Source organism: Pseudomonas sp. MWU12-2037 (assembly GCF_023242345.1).
Taxonomy (GTDB): Bacteria; Pseudomonadota; Gammaproteobacteria; order Pseudomonadales; family Pseudomonadaceae; genus Aquipseudomonas; species Aquipseudomonas gingeri_D.
In genome coordinates this window covers 368,495-385,626 of record NZ_JALLIZ010000002.1, presented here as the reverse complement: position 1 = coordinate 385,626, position 17,132 = coordinate 368,495, and the positions used below count along the sequence as shown (strand labels likewise).

At 56.1% G+C, this 17,132-nt stretch carries 15 protein-coding genes; 13 read left to right on the top strand and 2 right to left on the bottom strand.

Going from position 1 to position 17,132, the window contains the following annotated elements:
• The first annotated feature begins 171 nt into the window (after positions 1-171).
• From M5B42_RS05000 to M5B42_RS04955, 10 genes are all read left to right on the top strand, one after another.
• A complete protein-coding gene (locus M5B42_RS05000; RefSeq protein ID WP_349292765.1) occupies positions 172-1,311 on the top strand; it encodes a site-specific integrase in 1,140 nt (379 codons plus the stop codon).
• A gap of 516 nt (positions 1,312-1,827) precedes the next feature.
• Positions 1,828-2,052 carry a hypothetical protein gene (locus M5B42_RS04995; protein WP_248745179.1) on the top strand — a complete coding sequence of 75 codons (225 nt, stop codon included), beginning with the start codon at positions 1,828-1,830 and terminating at the stop codon, positions 2,050-2,052.
• Positions 2,053-2,461: 409 nt separating this feature from the next.
• A complete protein-coding gene (locus M5B42_RS04990) occupies positions 2,462-2,815 on the top strand; it encodes a hypothetical protein (protein ID WP_248745178.1) in 354 nt (117 codons plus the stop codon).
• Positions 2,816-2,955: 140 nt separating this feature from the next.
• Complete coding sequence (locus tag M5B42_RS04985; RefSeq protein WP_248745177.1) at positions 2,956-3,285, top strand: hypothetical protein; 330 nt, start codon at positions 2,956-2,958, stop codon at positions 3,283-3,285.
• Between the two features lie 50 nt (positions 3,286-3,335).
• Positions 3,336-4,469 carry an ATP-binding protein gene (locus M5B42_RS04980; RefSeq protein ID WP_248745176.1) on the top strand — a complete coding sequence of 378 codons (1,134 nt, stop codon included), beginning with the start codon at positions 3,336-3,338 and terminating at the stop codon, positions 4,467-4,469.
• Between the two features lie 26 nt (positions 4,470-4,495).
• A complete protein-coding gene (locus M5B42_RS04975) occupies positions 4,496-5,005 on the top strand; it encodes a BRO family protein (protein WP_248745175.1) in 510 nt (169 codons plus the stop codon).
• A gap of 623 nt (positions 5,006-5,628) precedes the next feature.
• A complete protein-coding gene (locus M5B42_RS04970) occupies positions 5,629-6,120 on the top strand; it encodes a phage protein Gp13 family protein (RefSeq protein WP_248745174.1) in 492 nt (163 codons plus the stop codon).
• Between the two features lie 12 nt (positions 6,121-6,132).
• Entirely contained in the window at positions 6,133-6,711 is a 579-nt protein-coding gene (locus M5B42_RS04965; RefSeq protein ID WP_248745173.1) for a hypothetical protein, read from the top strand.
• Between the two features lie 141 nt (positions 6,712-6,852).
• Positions 6,853-10,905 carry a transglycosylase SLT domain-containing protein gene (locus M5B42_RS04960; RefSeq protein WP_248745172.1) on the top strand — a complete coding sequence of 1,351 codons (4,053 nt, stop codon included), beginning with the start codon at positions 6,853-6,855 and terminating at the stop codon, positions 10,903-10,905.
• 466 nt (positions 10,906-11,371) lie between these two features.
• Positions 11,372-12,304, top strand: a complete 933-nt coding sequence (locus M5B42_RS04955; protein WP_248745171.1) for an STM4504/CBY_0614 family protein — start codon at positions 11,372-11,374, stop codon at positions 12,302-12,304.
• 334 nt (positions 12,305-12,638) lie between these two features.
• On the opposite strand, the gene M5B42_RS04950 is transcribed toward M5B42_RS04955, so the two are convergent.
• Positions 12,639-13,136 (bottom strand): DUF6231 family protein, encoded by a 498-nt coding sequence (locus M5B42_RS04950; RefSeq protein WP_103496405.1) that lies wholly within the window; start codon positions 13,134-13,136, stop codon positions 12,639-12,641.
• A gap of 109 nt (positions 13,137-13,245) precedes the next feature.
• Here M5B42_RS04950 and M5B42_RS04945 point away from each other — a divergent pair, with 109 nt between their 5' ends.
• On the top strand, positions 13,246-13,524 hold the full coding sequence (locus M5B42_RS04945; protein WP_103496406.1) for a DUF1145 domain-containing protein: 279 nt from the start codon (positions 13,246-13,248) through the stop codon (positions 13,522-13,524).
• Positions 13,517-14,275, top strand: coding sequence for a collagen-like protein (locus tag M5B42_RS04940; RefSeq protein ID WP_248745170.1), 759 nt, complete (start codon positions 13,517-13,519; stop codon positions 14,273-14,275). Before M5B42_RS04945 ends, M5B42_RS04940 begins: the two co-directional genes overlap by 8 nt.
• Before the next feature lie 147 nt (positions 14,276-14,422).
• On the opposite strand, the gene M5B42_RS04935 is transcribed toward M5B42_RS04940, so the two are convergent.
• Positions 14,423-14,887, bottom strand: coding sequence for a CopD family protein (locus tag M5B42_RS04935; protein WP_103496408.1), 465 nt, complete (start codon positions 14,885-14,887; stop codon positions 14,423-14,425).
• Positions 14,888-14,986: 99 nt separating this feature from the next.
• Here M5B42_RS04935 and dinG point away from each other — a divergent pair, with 99 nt between their 5' ends.
• On the top strand, positions 14,987-17,131 hold the full coding sequence (gene dinG / locus M5B42_RS04930) for an ATP-dependent DNA helicase DinG (RefSeq protein ID WP_103496409.1): 2,145 nt from the start codon (positions 14,987-14,989) through the stop codon (positions 17,129-17,131).
• Position 17,132: the final 1 nt, after the last annotated feature.

Genomic DNA, 17,132 nt, shown 5'->3' with positions numbered 1-17,132 from the left:
CTTCGAATGATCGCTTCAAGTCAGACCACCAATGTTAGAGATTTGTTAGACATCAAGCTGGCTAAGCCTTGGTACTACCGCAGGAGTGGTCGTTACTACATGCGACTACGGCCTACAGGGGCCAAGGCTGCCGTAACGGTTTCCCTAAGGACCTCGGAGCGCTCCAGGGCCATGGACCTCTCGACGGACATCCTCAAGGATCTTGCCGTATTCCACTTGGCGAACCAATCGGCTACCTGGGAGGACCTACGGGCCCACACACTGACCATAGCTGATCGGGTCACGGTGGATAGCTCGCTAACTGCATACGACCGGATCTTACAGGGGATCGCTGGGGAACTCGACGGTCAGCAGGCGGGTACAGCAAACACCCATGTCAATCTGTCTCTATCTGTAAATACCCAACCAGACCTCGAACCGATCACCTTCAGCTTCCTTGCCGACCTCTACATGTCTGAACTCAGGGCGAACGTTCAGCCCAGCACGATGCATGAGGTCACCACATCTTGTAAGGTCATCGCTATGGCACTTGGCGAACTGGACATGCGGACGCATACGCGCGCCGATATGGTGTCTCTCAAAGAGAAGCTACTCGAAACCCGCAAGGGCTCAACCGTGAACAAGCTACTGACTCGGTTATCGACGGTCATGACCTGGGCCGTGAACACGGGACATCTCGATAAGACATACGACAAGGGGCTGAAGCTGACCAAAGGTGCCGACAGCTCCCGAGAGGCGTTCTCGCAGGATCAGATAGCTACCCTCATGATCTACGCCAATGGCCTCCCTGCCGATTCGTGGAAGCGTTGGGCGCTGTCGTTGGGCGTTCTTACTGGGGCGCGTATCGGGGAGGTCTACCAGCTTGCCAAAGGTGATGTAAAACAGATTGGTGATGTGTGGGTTATCGACATCAACGCGGACAACGGGAAGACCCTCAAGAACAAGCACTCCGCCCGTGTCGTTCCGCTGGTCGATGGGGCATTTGGGTTTAACCTTGAAGCGTTCCTTGAGTTCGTCAAACGGTGCGGCTCTGACCGGCTGTTCACTGCCAAGGCTCATTATTTTAACAAGCCACTGAACGAGATGATTCGTGAAGTTCTGAAGCTGGAGTCAGGGGGTGACCTGTCGTTCCATTCGTTGAGGCACTTCGTTGCAGGGTCCTTAAAGGCCGCTGAGGTTCCGTTGGGGACCGCTCAGGAAATCTTGGGGCACAGCTCGGGTTCGATCACTTTCGATCTATACGGGGCGGGTAGGGCTGTGCAGGTCGTTCGATTGGCCGAGGCGCTGAGGGGCGGTCTGCTGGTCGACTAAACGGTATCATCTTCCATTCGTTGCGATATTTCACTGACGCCCTCGATTCGGACCAAAGGGCCCAACGACACACGTTCAGGCTGTAGTGGGCCATGCTTCTGGCACGATTACTTTTGACGTCTGGCATCTGGAATGCTTGTTGAGGCCCTTGCAGGGATGATTACGGGCTGTTCAAACCTGAATATAAACAGGCGAGTCAGTTGCTCGGCCGCCAATGAGAGCCCCTGAATGCCCCAAAGCAATACATCGAGTCCTGGCAAACCTATGCGGAGAATCAGTTTCTCCATCGCGTCCTCAAGGATGCCAGACGCTGAGCGCATTGAGTTTTCAATCGGCCCTAACCCCTGTGGCGGAGAGGTTACGAAACTCTGGTGTTTGATAAATCGTGACTTTTTAATCGTCACTCAAGAGAGCTACCCACCTGATGCTCCCGCTGGCCTTACGAGTGAGGATTGGGACGACATGTTGCGGGGCTTTCTGGAGGTTATAGGCAGTACGAAATTTAAGGAAAAAGGCGTGACTGAAGCTCCCCCTCCCGGAAAAGATCGAGATGAGTGGAATGCGTCGCGTATGGCGCGCGCGGATGATCTTCTCGCTATCGAGGCGTCGCGCCTCAAGTCTCAGGAGGTCAGGGAGTTCATCTACAAGCTCGACGAAATTACAGGGCCCATAGAAGCCGTACAGCTCGCACCAAAGGTCAAAAGCTTCGATCAGAAGACAAGAACGTGGGACGCCTCGTAAGGCATTGAGCATACGTTGGTCGCTGAAGGATTTGATGTGTGAATATTATTCGTTGACATGCGTGGCTCATGGACGTAAATTTCGCTCTATAGATAAGCGATTAGTATTCACACACAAAAGCACGGAGCATCCTTGCATGAGTATCAAGACCTCCTCGGCCCATGCCGTCACAATCGACCGTCACCTGCAATTTGGTGGCTTTACCGCTGAAGGGGTGACCTGATGGAGGCGCTCATTCAGTTTCTCGGATGGGTCACCTTTTGCGTTTTGATCTTTGGGTTTTCACTGTGGTCCTCTGAGGTGGCGGAAAGTCTTATAAGCAAAACGAAGAGGCCCAGTTTCAGAGGGGCAACACGGACTCACAAAGCTAATTAATGCTTAACTCGGATTGCATGGCGAGGTTGGTTTAATGGAAACAGTTAGCGGTTTGGGTGTTGAAGTTTCGGAAAACGTTTTTAGCGTAACTAAATCACCGGCTATTTTTATTTCCCATGTGGTTTCTGATGATTTTGATGGGGATACCAAGGGCGGCGCGAAGATGGTAGCTAAACGCTCTTGGCGGTCGGAGTATGGTGAGGTCTTCACGGAGACATTCGAGACGGCTTTTACTAATGATATGTCTCTAACTGCTTGCGAGCGCGAAGAGCTGCCATGGCGTACAGTAGAATATATGATCAAGTCTCTTATCCGTGGGAAAAACCATAAGTATGCAGTATCGCGGACAGATGATTACCCGAATTGGGTGGCGGTACGTGTCGAGTAGGCCGAAAGTCAGTATGGCATAGCGGCAGACCCAAACCTCACGGGCAGTCAATTTGCAGCTGTGTGAGCGTAATTCGTTGACATGTGTGGGCAGGGTTCGTATACCTTGGCGATCTTCCGTGCGCCTAAGGATTTGCCCTGATGTCTGCCCCATGCTTTGTTACTGACAGCCTCTCTATTGCCAAGGCTACGCCCAAAAGACGCCATGTCGATTTAAAGGCAAGCCTGACAGCAGCTCTCAATGAGTTCGTTGAGTTGGGGCTGTTTGAAAGCACGGTAGGTCCCGATGGTTTGACGACCTGGGCTCTTGTTGGTGGTCCGATGGTCGCTCAGGAGGCGTTCTACGAGGATTCGTTACAGAGACAGTTTGTGTTCACCCAACTGACACGAGACGCTGCTTTGGGGGTCGTCCTTCGGGCTCGGCATGTCGGTGACCGGGCAGCTATCGCAGATGCGATTCGTAAGAGTTGAGTTCAAAATCATACGTGGGCTATAGGTTGGTTTTTGAATAGGGACGAAAAATGAATGATGATGATTTGATCTCGGAGTTATTATATCGAGGAGAGTGCACTACCCTTGACTATAAGGAGCGGCAGTATCCATTTTCAGATGTTGATGACGATCGAAAATCCGAGTTGCTAAAAGATATTTTGGCATTCGCCAACGCGTGGCGCTCTGAGGTGGCTTACATTCTTATAGGAGTGAAAAACGGCACGGGAGAGCTTGTTGGACTGGATGTTGATATTGATGACTCTCGCTTGCAAGAGTTTGTTAGTAAGAAAACGAATCATCCTGTGGTTTTTTCATATAGATCACTGGAATATAAGGGGGTAAAGCTTGGGCTGTATAGTATTCCAGTTCAGGAACGTCCGATTTATGTGAAAAAGAAATATGGAAGAGTTTTATCAAATGCTGTCTACGTGCGCCGTGGCTCATCAACAGATATTGCGGATCCGTCGGAGATAGCAAAAATGGGGGCGGCAGCTATCAGTCGTGCGACCGTTCACTCCCCCAAGTTAACCGTGAAAATTGTGCTTCCTGACTCTACCGCATCTGACGAATTTTCGATGAGTTATACTCAGTGGTCATTATTGCCCCTACTGAAGTATAAAGACTATCTGTTGGATGAAGAGCCAGGTATGATCCATCGTGTAATGATGGCTATGGTGAATAAGAATTTTTACAGGGAGTCGGCGTCATATCTGCAAGAAAGGCGAGGTATAGTGCCTTTTTTACTTGAAATTGGCAATTTTGGAGATCAGTTTGCAGATGATGTAAAAGTTTCTCTGAGTGTCCCAGTTGCTTCGTTGTTTTGTTTTAAATACTCATATCAGGTGTTGCAAAAGCCTGAGAAGGTTAATAGCTTGGCTCGTCCCTATGTAGAACCACCCCATTTGAATGGTCTTGGTCCGAAATGCTCAATAAGTCAGAGTGGCTCGGAGTTTTTGTTGAGGTTTAATATTGGAAAGCTTCAGGCGGGAGAGGTTCGTCGTACTCCGAAGATTTTTATGATTAATCCGCCCGCATCGCTTGTCGCTTTTACTGGGCGTGTTTTATCAGATCAGTTGCGAAGCCCTATAGTATTTGATATCCCTGCGAAAATTGATGTTGCTTCAGAATTACTGACAATGGAGAAGCTTAAGGAATTTTGTTAGTTGCTACTTTGAAGAAACGTAATTTCATGGGCATCGAGCTGGACGTCCTGACCGGCCACCCTGAGCACGATCTGTTGTTTGTGGCTACCCAGGTGGCCCGAGCGGCAGGTCTGAAAGATCCGGCTACCAGTGTCAGCGATTATCGCAAGCTGACGACTCATCGGGAGATGCCCGGTAAGTCTCTATGTGCACTCATAGGGAATCTCCCGGTCAGTGTCCCAATGGATGCGCAGGGCAAGAAGTACCGCACAACGACGATGATGTTCCCAGAGAGCGCCGTCTACCAGATGCTCCTACGGGGCCACGCTCCGGCCTCTGAGCCGTTCCGCAAGTGGGTCACCGAGGAAGTCCTACCGACGATCCGCAAGACCGGCAAATACGATGCTGAAGAGTCCACCAACCCAATCGCACAGAGCGTCATGGATGAGCTGAAGACCCTACGGGCCGACGTTGCGGAACTGAAGGACTTCTGTATTAAGGACGCTGTTTTTCGCCTGAGCGACGCCTTGCCAACTCCTTGTTTGGTGTGGTTGTAGCACGTCACTGCCCAGTTCCCCTCACTATTAGCAACACACCCAACCAACTCGAAAGGAGATGCATCCAGACGCTGAACAGGAGACATGACTATGGCTACGAACACCGCAATGCCGCCCATTACAGACCTTCAAAAAATCTACGTGATTGACCCTACGAGTCACTCAGGTCTATCCCGAATCAAAGCAACCCGTGGCAGTAATGGCAGGATAGGTCCTGTCGTTAGTATCGGAAGTGACGGCTATTATCGGATGAAATTCCAGGGGCGGTTCTACCGAACACATCGGATTATTTATTTTATGCATACGGGGAAGGACCCGGCAGAGCTTGTTGTCGATCACATAGACGGAAATCGCCTCAATAATCGAATAGAAAATCTACGAGCATGCACAGTGCAGCAAAATCTATGGAACGCGAAAGGGAAGCCAAAACGTTCTGGTCTTCCTAAGGGAATCGAAAAAATGAGGAACGGTGATTACCGCGTTCGAGTATCGATAGGCGGTGATGTCCATCTTATGAAGCTGGGGAGTTTTTGTGCCGCTGAGAGGTACTTGAGTTCCGTTCGTACGCATCATCATGGGGAGTTTGCACGAGCCTGAAATCTTGGTGTGTCTTGGGAGCTTGCATGCTCATTTTCAAAGAGCGCACTACTACTAATAATATGGAGGTTTTACGTATGCACAAAGTAAAGGCAACACAAGACGACCTATGGTCCGCTGCTAATAATCTTTCTCATGGTGACCTTAAAGAATTTCACTCACTTCAGGCTGGTCGTAATCCGCTTGATGCTTTCCCGAGCTACCTCGACGAAACGACACATGCCATTAGATATGGAGCTTCCGTTTTAGCTGTAGGTGGACATGCTCAGGGGATTATTTGGTTCGTCACTACAAACGTCATTGACATGCTAACAAAGGCGGAGCGGTTTCGGTTCTACAGAGTTCTCAAGGACCACCTGATGGCTATCAAAGGCGAATCGGAAGGGCTGGCCTTTACCAACGTTGTGTCGGTTGAAAATCACGCTCATATCCGGCTTCTGGAGTCACTCGGTGCAACCTTTGCAACGGGCCAACTTATGAGTCCGGCTGGATTCAAGTTTCGTCAATTCTGGTTATAGGAGGTAATAATAATGTGTGGACCATTAGCAATTCCAATCGCGATGATGGCTATGTCTGCTGCATCCGCAGCCGCAGGGGCATCTGAACAGGCTAAGGCCAAAGGCGCGATGATTGACGGTCAACGTAAGACCCAGCAAGAGATGATCAAGTCGGCAAACATGCAGGATGCTGATGCCAGGCTGTCCATGGTGGACAAACAAGACGAAGCGCGCAGGCAGCTCACAGAGGTGAACCTACAGGCCCTTCGAAACCAAGGGACCATCAATACGGCTGTAGGGGAGTCGGGTCTATCCGGCAACACTATGGACCGTATCCGTCGATCCGCAGACAACGAAGCGTCCGCCGAAAAGATGAACATCACGGACAACTTCGACCGCGACTATGCGGCCATTTTTCAGAACCGTGTCGGTGCTGCTGAGAACGCCCGTTCGGCTGTTCGTGGCGGGGGCGGTCAGGGTCTCAAAACCAACAACATCGCGAACGCATTGAACATTGTCAGCTCTGGCCTCGGTGGTTATGCGGCTGGTGGTGGTTTCGCAAAGAGCGCACCGCAGGGAGCCGGAACACCTCAGGGAGGGCCAAAACAGTAATGTCGCACAGAGGCAAGGCCGCAATGGTTTTTGCCAGTTGTAAATCCCCTCATTCCCAATCAGCCACACCCACCAACAGCGGGCCGCTTTCGTGTGTCCGCTTCGAAGGTGCACGCAAACAGTAACCACAAGGAGGACATATTGAATAGCAAAGATGAATACGCCCAGGTCCTGGCAAACGGGACCCTATACGACTCATTGATTCGCCAAGAGGCTGACCGTGAAGGTGTCCCGTACGACTTCGCCCATAAGCTGATCTTCAACGAATCCAGATTCCAGACGGACGCCAAGAGCCACACCGGCCCTCTCGGCCTGGGGCAGTTCACAGAGGCAACCGGCAAGGCCTACGGGCTGATGACCCCAGAGGATCGTAAGGACCCCAATAAGGCAATCCCTGCTGTCATGCGGCACCTGAAGGACCTAAGCGGGGCCTACAACGGGGACTTGCTGAAAACCGCTCTGGCGTACAACCAAGGGCAAGGCCGACTCGGAGCGCCCCAGTTGGCCGCACTGGATCAAGGCGACTTCTCGAAGATCAGCCCGGAAGGTCAGCAGTACATGCGCAACCTCTTGGACGTGTCCGGCGAGAGTCCCTCCCGGAAATACTTCGAAGCGTTGGGGGTAACTGATCCGGGTATTCACCCAAAGGCTAAGGCTGTGACCTTCGAGGACGCCACTCAAGGACTCACAGCCACCAACCCGATACATGTAGGTCAGGGGCTCCCAGGTCTGGGCGCAATGGGTCTTAAGGGTGGCGAAGCTCCTGTGACCCAACCCGATTACCTCTCGATGGTCCCAAAGGAAAAGGGCACATTTGAGGGGACATGGGACGCCACAAAGGCATCCGTTATGACCTCGCCAATCCCTTCAATTCTCCGGTACGCCACTCAGGAAACTGTCGATCCGCTGGAGTGGGCAAACCCTACCGATACCTCTTCGTGGACCCGTGACGACTTCGAGATGATCCGCAAGGAAGGGGTAGACCCTCAATACTTCGGGTTCATCATGGATTACTCGAAGGGCAAGCGAGCGAATCTCCCCCAGGCCATCGCTATGGCTAAAGAGAACGCAGCCTATGAGGCTCGAATCAACGGGGCAGGGACGGGCGCACAGATTGTCGGTGGGTTCATCTCTGCTGGTGTTGATCCTCTGACCTATGCGCCGATCCCTGGTGCTACAGGGTCCCGTTTGATCTCTCGCGTGGCCCAAGGGGCTGTCTATGGGAGTGCTGGCGCTGTTGCCTCTGAGGGGCTACGTGAGTCCGCTACAGGTATCGAGGGGCACTACGGGACCGCGCTGGTCGGTGGGGCTCTCTTCGGTGCCGGTGCGACAGCTCTGTTTGACCGGGCAGCTCAACGAGCCGCAAAGGTGCCTCGACGAGACGACATATCCGACGAGCAGCTACAGAAGGTCTTGGAGATGCACGGAGAGTCGGCCTTGCCGAACGAACGGTTCGACCTTCATCCTGAAATGGAGACTTTCGATAACAACCCGTTCGCTCCCCCAGCGATCCGCCTGGAAGCCCGTGAGACAGCCAGACAGGCCGGTATGGATGACCCGTCCCGGTTTCCTTGGTTGGTCGGTGAAACCCCTGAGAACATCGGTGGGATTGACGTAGTGCCGCATCCAAGTGAGCCCGGCGCGGTTCGACTTCAAGACGGTTCCATCCTGTCTGCGAATAATCCAATGAACCCGATGACTATTCGAGATGCTGAGTTGTACATGCCTGTGGAGCGAGCTGCCAAAGGGGTCTCTATGGGTGGCTTTACTGAGATTGGCTACACGCTGTTGCGCTCCGAGAACCAGGCAGTCCGGGACATCGGTGGTCAGTTGTTCAGGCCTCCTACTCTGACGGTAAGTGGTTCTAACGGGAAGTTCGGGGCCACCGCTTCGGACATCATTGAGCGGACGGCATCCCAGGATCACGTCACCTACAACAAGATGTCGGAACAGCTCTTAGAGGCCATCAAGGACCCTCAGTTTGCAACCCAGGCGGGTGGCAGAAAGGCTCATATGGACATGGTTAATCGCCGAGTCGCTGAGGCCATTGAGGACACCACCGGGAACAAGCTGACCCAGTTGACCCCAGGTGAACGCAAGCTGATGGAAACCGTCCGGGACCACTACGACCGCAAGGCTGACTACCTTGCAGCTCCCGCACAGTTCGGCAACAAGAATGCCCGAGCGATCCTCCCGGAGACGCGCCACGCTGGGTCCTACATTCCTAACGTCTACTCGACAGCGGCCAAGGCCCTGCACCTTCAGAAGTTTGGCGGTCAGGATGGGCTACAGCATGCAATCTCTGAGTCATGGCTTGCCAGCTACGCGGCCCGGCCACACGTCAAGGCGCGGGTCGATAAGTTCCTGATGGATCAGGCAGCCCGTGAAGGCAAGACGCTGGACCCTGCCGGGCTCAAGGAGGCCGTAGAGGACTACGCGACTCGTAAGGCTTTCGGTATCGCCAAGTCTGAGGACTTCGACGGCTCCACACTGTTGTCACTCGGCGACCAAGGGAGCATCCCCGGTAACATGGGGCTTGCCTCGAACAACTTCCTTGAAGGGCGTCACCTGTTTGATTCGGACATGGCTGTGCCCCTCTCGGACGGCTCACAGTTCGCTGTGAACGACCTACGGGAATTCGACTTGTCCCGCATCACCCCAAGCTATGACCGCCGTGTTAACGGTGACATCGGAATCATGGGGGCAACAGGCCGGACGACTGGCGAGCTGCTACACGATATCTCCAAGGTCAACGCGTCCAGCAAGGCCGAGAAGGCAGCGCTTGCAGAGGCTATGAAGATTCTCACAGGCCAAGCACGTCGAGAGCCTGAAGGGGCCTTAGCTACAGGTGCTCGAATTCTCTCGGACATGAGCTTTTTATCCAAGAACGCCTACATGGGGGCTCAGTCCGTACTCGAAGTCTCGGGCATGGTGACCAAGGGGCATACGCACATGCTTTTGAAGGGTGTGCCGTTGCTCCGTGAGATGACGCAATGGGGCTCGAAGATCAGCGCCAAGGACCTCAAGGACATGCATTCAATGGTGTTTGGACGTGAGCTGGATAACCACCTTCGGCCAACCCGTATGGACATCATTGAGCGCCTTCGGGATCAGGCTGATGTGAACCCGGTGATTGCGAATGCTGTAGGGTCCCTCAAGTTCGCTACACAGGAAGCGTCTGCCCGTTGGCCCTTGACCAAGTTCCTCACAGAGTCGTCGAACTACATCGCGGACGCTGGTCGGTCGGGTGTCCTTTCGGATCTCGTTGACCATGTGTTAGCTGGCCGTAAGTCCAGTCTGTTCGAACCTCAAAGGCTTCACTCCATGTCTATCAGCCCCGAGCAATTCGAGGGCATCAAGGCGGCGATCCGGGAACACATGGTTGTCGGGAGGAACGGTAAGTACACCATCAAGGACCGTGCAGCTCTACAGCGAGACCCTCGGACGATGGACATGTGGCGGATGGGCGACAAGATTGCCCACGAGACCATCTTGCGGCCACACGCTCTGTCGTCTGCTGACACTGTTGCCTATGGGGCGTGGATTAAGGTGGCTATGCAGTTCAAGAACTTCACCATGCGCTCTGTGAACTCCCGGCTTGTCCGTGGCTTCCACGATGCAACGAAGAACGGTCGAGCGATTGACCAGACGATGCAAGCGGTCCTGTCTACTGGCCTTGCTGTGTCCACCTACGTGGCGATGAAGTACAGCCAAGCGGCTGGTATGCCAAAGGACCAGCGTGAAGGGTTCCTGAAGAACTCGCTGGATCCCAAGATGTTGGCCTATGCAGGTCTATCCCGTAGCTCTCACATCGGGGCCCCACTGGGTCTACTGAACATCGTAGCTGCGCCTTTCGGTTTCGATCAGGGCGCGGCTGTGCGTTCGTCGATCCTCCCACGGGGGCCCAAGGAGAAACCTGAGCTGGGCGCAATGAAGTACAGCGCCACCCAGGACAAGCGATTCACTGGGTTCCTCGGTCGGGTCGCTGAGCAGGTCCCAGCAATGGGAGTCCTGGCGAATGCCTACCAGACTGGCTACAACGCCTTCGGAGCACTGGGCAGTGATTCCCGTAGGGCCGATCAGGAATACATGACGGGCGTCTTCAATGGCCTGCGCGGCCTCGTACCGAATGACCCAATCACACAAAAGCTCTTGCTGATGATGATGGAGTCTCAGGGTGTAGAGATTCGCTGAAGCGGTACGTCATTCGCTGCAACCCTTTAGGGTCCTTAACGGGGCCCTTTATTTCAGCATTTGATCACTTTTTGTACAGGCTGGAGCCCTTGTAGGCCGGGGGCTGTAGAAACCCTCACTATCAGGATAGGGGCCCGTTAGGTATATCTAAAAGACCCCTTTGAGATCATCTTAAAGACCCCTCATAGGTGGGTGATTATGCTGATAAGCATCACCTTCTAAGAGGCAGGACACAAAGGAGCGCTCATGGACATGAAGGCAGCACTAAGCATCCTTCGGACCCTGCTGACCCACCGTGTCACCTACCGATTTCTTGCTCTACTCCTTGTGTCTCTCGGAGTTGTTCAAGGTGGTCCACTTGTCGAAACCCTTGGGGATGTCGTCTGTGTTCTACTTGGTGGCTGTGACGGGTGATCTTGCGGGGGCTATGATGTCATTTTGGTCAGGTAAGACACGGGTGAATTGAATGGCAGTAATCGATTTGTATTCTAAACGCCAAAGGCGTTTGCGCGGTGAGGTCAGTGACGTCTACACATACGAAAGTTTTCCCAACGCATTTCGAGTGCAACTGTCCTACATGATCCAAGACATCTTGGGAGACGTGCGCGCCTTCCACGGGCACTTTCAACCAAAGGAGGCATACACGGAAATCGTGAGGGCCTTGAGGAAGGAGTACGGTCAGCAAACCTTATGCAAGATTTATCAGAGCGATGCATTCGCTGAGCTGCATAATTTTTTGTTCCAAGAGCCAGACGTCGAAAGGTGCCTTGATGCCATCGAGCTATGTTACGTGCTCGGAGACGATATGGCGCGATCTCGGAACTATGTAGGTCGTACAAACGCAGATGCACATGTGGATGAATGTTTAACAGAGTTGAACGAAAGATTTAAAGAGGCAGGGTTGGGCTATGAGTTAATAGACGGACGAATTGTCCGTATAGACTCACAGCTTCTTCATTCGGAAATCGTAAAGCCTGCCATTGGGTTCCTTAATGCTGATGAGTTCGAGGGCGCGCGCGATGAGTTCTTGGGGGCATATGAGCATTACCGCCATGGGAACCACGAAGAAGCATTGGTCGATGCCCTCAAGTCCTTTGAAAGCACAATGAAGGTCATACTGACTGCCAACGGAAAAACCTATGGATCTGGTGACACCGCTTCCAAATTGATTTTGGCGTGCACAGGCGCAGGGCTCGTGCCGTCCTACAATGAGTCCCATCTCACATCTTTGGTTAACGTCCTCACCAGCGGAATACCTACATTGAGAAACAAGAATGGTGGGCACGGTCAAGGGGAGGCGATCAGAACTGTAGAGCCAGAGATAGTCGCCTATGGGCTGCACTTAACGGCTTCTGCAATAGTCATGCTGGCAGGCCTTGAGTCTAAGCGAAATAGATAGGCCTCTTTGAGAATCTGGCAGAAAAATCTGAATGACCATCTCAGTCAGCGTGAGGCTGCAAGTTCCCCCGTAGGCCCTCGCGGGTGCGCCTGAGCCTTATGGCGGGTGCGCATGGGGTCCTCATCGTGCGCCCATGCGCGCCTCTGTAGGTCAGTCCCTTTCGGAATGCTTGAGGCGCCAGCCAGAGCCTTCAGAGCGTTAGAAGGCCGTTAGAAAACTGTTAGACATTCGCTGAAACCCTCGATAGCCTGACGGTCCTCTCCTTATAGGTGAGCCCAGAGAAAATCCAGCAGGTTGCCGCTACCACAGGGACAGATGGATGTGCTCACGGGAATCACCACCAGTACTTGCCGAAATTTTCCGGATTGGCCCAGAACTTGGCGTTCAGCCAGTCCGGCACCTGTTTGTATTCCTTCAGATCATAGGTGAACAACGTCAGTACCTGCTCGTCGCGGGCAAAGCGTTCGCTGTTTTGCAGGGCCAGGGCGAAGAAGTCGCTGTCCTGCCAGCCGCTGGCCGCCATGTCCACCAGCACCGCGATGCGGCTGGCGTTGAGGTTGCGAATGCCACCGAGCAGCTGCCGGCCGTCACGCTTGGGCAGGTGCTCCAGACAGTCGACCACCAGCGCCAGGTCGAAACGCCGGGCGGCCAGTGCGGCCGACAGCGGGCCAGGTTCGGCGAAGGCCACCTGGGTTTCGGGATGGGCGGCCTGGAACGCCTCCAGTGCCGGAAAGCTGCCGGCCCCGACGAGCAGCAGGTTTTGCGGGGCGTAACGGTCCAGCAGGGCCGCCAGCGCTTGCTGGGGCGTGCGGGCGGAAAGGCTTTCAGGCATCGGGATTCCTCGGTCGGAGCGGCAAACACGGGCGAATTTTCAACGGCCTCTGGCAAACTGCCCTGACTCGCCTTACTGTGCGCCAAAGAATAACTCATCAGGGGGGCGTATGAAGGTGCTTTGGGGGCTGGGGAAGGTGTTGACGCTGATGTTCTGGCTGGTGGTGCTGGTCAATCTGGCGCATCCGCTGATCAGTCCGTTCCGGGTCCTGGTGGATCTGGCCGGGAGCATGCTGCTGTTGACACATTTGTTGGAGATCATGCTGTTCAATGGCAGCCTGCAGGGCCGCGCCCATCCCTGGCGCGACCGGGCGCAGATCCTGCTGTTCGGCATGTTTCATCTGCAAATCCTGCCTTTGCCCACCCGTGAGGAACACCAGCATGCGTAGCCTGTGTCTGTTGGCTGCCCTGTGCAGCCCCCTGGCGTTTGCCCAGGTCGTGACCGTCGAAACCAATTCCATGCTGCGCCTGCCCGCCAGCACCTCGGTGCTGCAACTGGAACGTCTGGATGTGGCCGACTTTGGTACCTTGCTGGTGCCTGCCAGCGTCACGCAACTGAATATCGGTGAACTGCACCTGGGCAAGTCGGCGCGTATCGCCATTGTACCGAGCGAGCAGGGGTTCGCGCTCAAGGCCACGCGTGCCGAGCTGGGTAGCGGTAGCCAGATCAGCGCGGTTGGAGCACCGGGCACCTATCAGCGAGCCCCTTCGCCGGGACGGAACCTGGATCTGCGCATCGACGCGCTCAGCGGTCCGTTGCTGTCGATCGATGCCCGGGGTGGCGCGGGTGTGCCGGGGTTTGTCGGGCTTGATGGGGCCAATGGCGATGAGCCGGGTTGTACCTGGGGCGCGGCCGGTCAAGGCGCGGACGGTGACAATGGCGGCGATGGCCATCCGGGCGCGGCGGGGGCACAGGTTCGGTTGCAGTTGCCACGGGATTATCCGGCGGCGCGGATCCAGGTGCTGGTCGATGGCGGTAACGGCGGTATTGCCGGCGCGGCGGGGCGTCCGGGCGCGGGCGGCAAGTCCAAGGGTTGTTTTGTCTACGACACAGACGGTGGCAAGTCCGGTCGTCCGGGTCTGGCGGGCAAGCCGGGGCCGGTTGGTCCTGCGGGCAGCGTGACGGTTCAGCGGCTGTAACAAGATCGTGAAAACGCTACAAACCCTGGAGCTGGCTTGCCGGCGATAGCGACCGATCATGCCAGGCTTGCTGACCTCATCGCCGGCAAGCCGGCTCCTACACGGTCCGTGTCAGGTCGGGCTCCTGCACCCAGACTGCCTCCGCATTCAGAACATCGGACGTGCCGCCGCAACGGCCACCAGCACCAGTCCGATCAGCAGATTGATCCCCACCAGCCGCCGAATCCGTCCCAGCGTCGCCGCACCCGCAGGCCAGTCCTGGGCCTCTACCGCCTGGCGCAGATCCGGCAATTGCAACGACTGGATACGAATAAAGACTGCAACCATGACGATGTACAGGCCCATCATGACCTGCACATAACGCGGTGCGGTCTCGAATCCGCTGAAGCGCAACTGGATCAGCCCTACGCCGCTGATCGGCAGGAGCACCACCGCGACCCAGACCCAGACGAAGAAGCGCTGGAACACCTGAAGCCACAGCTTCAGCCGGGCCGGGCCTTCCAACGCGGCCATGGCCGCCGGACGGAGGATCATCCAGGCGAAGAACATACCGCCGACCCAGACCAGCGCGGCCAGGACGTGGAGGGTGTAGACAAGGGCAAAAACGGTCATTCGGGTACTCCGTGCGGCGCGCGAGGGTTTAGCGGGGTATGATAGCCGTCCATTCGAACCACTGAAAATTTATCCAGCGTTTCTTGCGCCTGAAGACTCATGATCAGCACCGAACTCAAAACCACGATCCAGGGCGCCTACTCGCGTTTTCTCGAAGCCAAGAGCCTCAAGCCGCGTTACGGCCAGCGCCTGATGATCGCCGAAGTGGCCAAGGTCCTCGGCGATATCGACACCGATGACGAAGGCCGGCGCAGTGGCGATCCGGCCGTGGTCGCCGTGGAGGCGGGTACCGGTACCGGCAAGACCGTGGCCTACAGCCTGGCGGCGATTCCCACCGCCAAGGCCGCCGGCAAGCGTCTGGTGATCGCCACCGCCACCGTCGCGCTGCAGGAGCAGATCGTCTACAAGGACCTGCCCGACCTGATGCGCAACAGCGGTTTGAACTTCAGCTTCGCCCTGGCCAAGGGCCGCGGGCGCTATATGTGCCTGTCCAAGCTCGACATGCTGTTGCAGGAGGGTCATGCGCAGACCGCCACCGCGCAGTTGTTCGAAGAGGAAGGTTTCCGCATCGAGGTCGACGAGGCCAGCCAGAAGCTGTTCACCAGCATGATCGAGAAGCTCGCCGGGAACAAATGGGACGGCGACCGCGACAGCTGGCCCAACGCCCTGGAAGACGCCGATTGGGCGCGCCTGACCACCGATCACAGCCAGTGCACCAACCGCCATTGCCCGAACTTCGGCCAGTGCGCCTTCTACAAGGCTCGCGAGGGCATGGGCAAGGTGGACGTGATCGTCACCAACCATGACATGGTGCTCGCCGACCTGGCCCTGGGTGGTGGCGCGGTGCTCCCCGACCCACGTGACACCCTCTATGTGTTCGACGAAGGCCACCACCTGCCGGACAAGGCCATCGGTCACTTCGCCCACTACACGCGGCTGCGCTCCACCGCCGATTGGCTGGAGCAGACCGCCAAGAACCTGACCAAGCTGCTGGCCCAGCATCCGCTGCCGGGTGACCTGGGCAAGCTGATCGAGCAGGTGCCGGAGCTGGCTCGGGAGATCAAGACCCACCAGCAGTTCATGTTCAGCGCCTGCGAGCAACTGGCCGACTTCAAGACCGGTGAAGACACCGAGGGCCGCGAGCGGCCGCGCCATCGTTTCGTCGGCGGGGTGATCCCGGAGCATATCCGCGAGATGGGCATCGAGCTGAAGAAAGGCTTCGCCCGCCTCAACGACCTCTTCACCCGCCTGACCGAGTTGCTCAAGGAAGGCATGGATGGCGAGGTCAATATCGGCATCGCCAGCCACCAGGCCGAGGAATGGTACCCGCTGTTCGGCAGTTTGCTGTCCCGCGCCCAGGGCAACTGGGAGCTGTGGACCGCTTTTACCGCCGAAGACCCGGAAGACAATCCGCCCATGGCCCGCTGGTTGAGCCTGGCCGAGAGCGGTGTGTTGTTTGACATCGAGGTCAACGCCAGTCCGATCCTCGCCGCTGAAATGCTCCGGCGCAATCTGTGGAACGTGGCCTACGGCGCCCTGGTGACCTCGGCGACCCTCACCGCGCTGGGCACCTTCGACCGTTTCCGCATGCGTGCCGGCCTGCCGAAAAAAGCCGTGACCGCAGTGGTGCCGAGCCCCTTCCATCACGCCGATGCCGGTGTGCTGCGGGTACCGAATCTCAACGCCGACCCTCGCGATGCAGTGGCGCATACCGCCGCGATCATTCGCGACCTGCCGGAACTGGTGGAAGGCTCCAAGGGCACCCTGGTGCTGTTTTCCTCACGCAAGCAGATGCAGGACGTGTTCGACGGCCTGGACCGCGACTGGCGCAAGCAGGTATTCATCCAGGGCAACCTGTCGAAGCAGGAGACCCTCAACAAGCACAAGGCCCGGGTCGATGGCGGTGATTCCAGCGTGTTGTTCGGCCTGGCGAGCTTTGCCGAAGGGGTGGACTTGCCCGGCGCCTACTGCGAGCACGTGGTGATCGCCAAGATTCCCTTCTCGGTCCCGGACGATCCGGTCGAGGCGGCACTGGCCGAATGGATCGAAGCCCGTGGCGGCAACCCGTTCATGGAGATCTCCGTGCCGGACGCTTCCCTCAAGCTGGTCCAGGCCTGCGGGCGGCTGCTGCGCACCGAGGAAGACCGCGGCATCATCACCTTGCTCGACCGGCGCCTGGTCACCCAGCGCTACGGAAAAGCTATCCTCAATGCCTTGCCGCCGTTCCGGCGGGAAATTTCTTGAT

What these genes read in the sequence shown, in the direction of transcription:
- M5B42_RS05000 (WP_349292765.1), top strand. Translation starts at nt 172, where the DNA reads ATGGACCTCTCGACGGACATCCTCAAGGATCTTGCCGTATTCCACTTG.
- M5B42_RS04990 (WP_248745178.1), top strand. Translation starts at nt 2,462, where the DNA reads ATGGAAACAGTTAGCGGTTTGGGTGTTGAAGTTTCGGAAAACGTTTTT.
- M5B42_RS04985 (WP_248745177.1), top strand. Translation starts at nt 2,956, where the DNA reads ATGTCTGCCCCATGCTTTGTTACTGACAGCCTCTCTATTGCCAAGGCT.
- M5B42_RS04980 (WP_248745176.1), top strand. Translation starts at nt 3,336, where the DNA reads ATGAATGATGATGATTTGATCTCGGAGTTATTATATCGAGGAGAGTGC.
- M5B42_RS04975 (WP_248745175.1), top strand. Translation starts at nt 4,496, where the DNA reads ATGGGCATCGAGCTGGACGTCCTGACCGGCCACCCTGAGCACGATCTG.
- M5B42_RS04970 (WP_248745174.1), top strand. Translation starts at nt 5,629, where the DNA reads ATGCTCATTTTCAAAGAGCGCACTACTACTAATAATATGGAGGTTTTA.
- M5B42_RS04965 (WP_248745173.1), top strand. Translation starts at nt 6,133, where the DNA reads ATGTGTGGACCATTAGCAATTCCAATCGCGATGATGGCTATGTCTGCT.
- M5B42_RS04955 (WP_248745171.1), top strand. Translation starts at nt 11,372, where the DNA reads ATGGCAGTAATCGATTTGTATTCTAAACGCCAAAGGCGTTTGCGCGGT.
- M5B42_RS04950 (WP_103496405.1), bottom strand. Translation starts at nt 13,136, where the DNA reads ATGCCTGAAAGCCTTTCCGCCCGCACGCCCCAGCAAGCGCTGGCGGCC.
- M5B42_RS04945 (WP_103496406.1), top strand. Translation starts at nt 13,246, where the DNA reads ATGAAGGTGCTTTGGGGGCTGGGGAAGGTGTTGACGCTGATGTTCTGG.
- M5B42_RS04940 (WP_248745170.1), top strand. Translation starts at nt 13,517, where the DNA reads ATGCGTAGCCTGTGTCTGTTGGCTGCCCTGTGCAGCCCCCTGGCGTTT.
- M5B42_RS04935 (WP_103496408.1), bottom strand. Translation starts at nt 14,887, where the DNA reads ATGACCGTTTTTGCCCTTGTCTACACCCTCCACGTCCTGGCCGCGCTG.
- dinG (WP_103496409.1), top strand. Translation starts at nt 14,987, where the DNA reads ATGATCAGCACCGAACTCAAAACCACGATCCAGGGCGCCTACTCGCGT.